Annotated in this window: 2 protein-coding genes and 1 rRNA gene; 1 reads left to right on the forward strand and 2 read right to left on the reverse strand. The window is 58.2% G+C overall.

Annotated elements, in window-relative coordinates:
* Positions 1–614, forward strand: a 614-nt coding sequence (locus ACRC1E_RS08140) for an NAD(P)/FAD-dependent oxidoreductase (RefSeq protein ID WP_438514601.1), incomplete at its 5' end; no start/stop codon positions are given.
* A 55-nt stretch (positions 615–669) separates the two neighbouring features.
* On the opposite strand, the gene ACRC1E_RS08145 is transcribed toward ACRC1E_RS08140, so the two are convergent.
* Both ACRC1E_RS08145 and rrf read right to left on the reverse strand, forming a co-directional pair.
* Positions 670–2,109, reverse strand: a complete 1,440-nt coding sequence (locus ACRC1E_RS08145) for a hypothetical protein (RefSeq protein WP_438514602.1) — start codon at positions 2,107–2,109, stop codon at positions 670–672.
* 130 nt (positions 2,110–2,239) lie between these two features.
* Positions 2,240–2,327, reverse strand: a 5S ribosomal RNA gene (gene rrf / locus ACRC1E_RS08150); the annotation flags it as partial.

Raw genomic sequence — 2,327 nt, forward strand, 5'->3', positions numbered from 1 at the left:
ATGGCGAAGTCAGCGCCAACTTTATCGTGATCGCAGGCAATGCCTATCTGGGTAACCTGGTCCCCAAACTGGCGGAAAAAACACTGCCATGCGGCACACAGGTCGTCACCACCGCTCCTCTGGACACCAAGCTGGCCAAATCGCTGCTGCCGGGCGACAACTGTGTGGAAGACTGCAATTTCCTGCTCGACTACTACCGCCTGACCGCCGACAACCGCCTGCTGTATGGTGGCGGCACGGTGTATGGCGCGCGCGAACCGGGTGAAATAGAAACGCTGGTGCGTCCCAAGCTGGAAAAAACCTTCCCGCAGCTTAAGGGCGTGAAGATTGATTACACCTGGACCGGCAACTTCTCGCTCACGCTCACCCGTCTGCCTCAAGCCGGGCGCATAGGCAACAATATTTACTACTCGCAAGGTTGCAGCGGTCACGGGGTCACCTACACCCATCTGGCCGGCAGGCTGCTGGCCGAAGCCATCCGTGGCCAGAGCGAGCGTTTCGATGCCTTCGCCTCACTGCCGCACTACCCGTTCCCGGGCGGCCGTCTGCTGCGGGTTCCCATGCTGACGATGGGCGCATGGTGGTATGAAATGCGCGACAAAATGGGCGTGTAATTCGGGATTTGCAGCAGGGTTAGTGCCAAGCGCGACTAACCCTGCTTCGCCGTGATCAATGCCAGCGCGTCTGCTGCTCGGTCAGCGTGATGCCGGCATCTTTCATGCAGTCGACCAGATCCTGCCAGCAAGCCTGACGGTCTGAGGCGACATCCGGCACCACCAGCCACGGAGTACGGGCAATAATCTCTTCACTATTGGCCTTGCGCAGCGCCACATCGTAGCCCTGCAATTCAGGCTGGTACTCGGCTACGGCTTCAAGTTCGCGCAAATTGCCCAGACCGGCAGCCGAAATCGCCACGGTCAGCCCCAAACGTTTTCTGTTCCATGCGCGCACGCCCGCTTCCAGCGCATCCCAAATTGGCAAGGGCGCAAACAGTTCGGCCTCACCATATTCCATCTCGTTGCTGATCGCCTGCTGTACTAGCGGCATGGCGGCATCCAGCGCCTTGCGTGCCAGTTTGCGCACCCGGTCCTGCTTGAGTACACCGCGCTCCGCCAGAAACGGTATCCACGCCAGCACCAGTTGCGCATCCGCCGTCTGCTCGGCCGCATCAAAGGTTGCACGCGATGCCTCGGGATCGGCCGGTGCAAAATCGCAACCGGCATCCATGATCGGCGCCAGATGCACCAGACTCTGGCAAGCACGCTCATTCAGCATGTCCAGCGTGAAAATGGTAGGAGACACCCAGAGTATGGATTTTTCCGGTACTTCCAGCGCATCAGCCAGCGCCAGTTCCACCCTCTCCATCAGCGGGTAATGCCACCACACCCCACCTTTGGCACGCGAAAAAGCCAGCGGCAAAGCCCATAGTTCGAATGATGCAAAGCTGCCATCCTTGCGGACGACTTCGGGAAAAGCAATCGCCTTGCGGGCAGCCTCGACCAGCAAATCACGCGCAGCCGGCTCGGCAAGCAAACCCAACTGCGCTTCGGTAAAGACCGCCTGATCTCCGCCAGCCAGCACCTGCTGTACCTCGGCGGCCAGTTGCATACGTGCCATAGGCTGATCGACAGCCTCATGCGACTTCTCCATCAGCTTGCGGATCGCAGACTGACGCTCGGCCGGCGGCAAGGGCTCCGTCGGAATCACCCGCATTTCGCGCTGTGGCGGATTGGCTTCACGCTCGGCATAAGCCTTATTCAGACGCTCATATACCGTCATCGCCTCATCGCAGATACGCTGCAAGGCAGCGGCAGTAGGCGGCTCTTCATGAAAATTGAAATCAAACATACGCATGCCGGTATTGCACACGTAGTGGGTAATATTTTCAGCATCGTCATATAGCACGGCACTGGCAAAACCCTCCTTGTCACGACCTTCGAACGGCATGTCATCATTGCCCACCAGACGGCAGATAAAAGCCGGCGACTCGGTGTGCACGATATATTCGTAAGGCTCCAGCCCCTTGTCGTCCACCGCATCACCAAAGATGAAGCGGTTGGGCACAAAAGGATCGCCCTTGATGTGTGCATTACGCGGATGCGGTCTCATGAGTCTCTGAACGTGCAAGATTAATGCGCCATTTTACCCCGAGCGCAGCAAGCGGTGTAATCCATAAACGATAACGATACCAAACGCAAAACCCCCCAACCATTGCTGGTTGGGGGGTTTCTAATGGGGCGTCTGGCGGTGTCCTACTTTCACATGGCGAATGCCACACTATCATCGGCGCTAAGGTGTTTCACGGTCCTGTTCGGGATGGGAAGGCG

It is taken from the genome of Craterilacuibacter sp., assembly GCF_051659485.1.
Classification (GTDB): Bacteria; Pseudomonadota; Gammaproteobacteria; order Burkholderiales; family Chromobacteriaceae; genus Craterilacuibacter.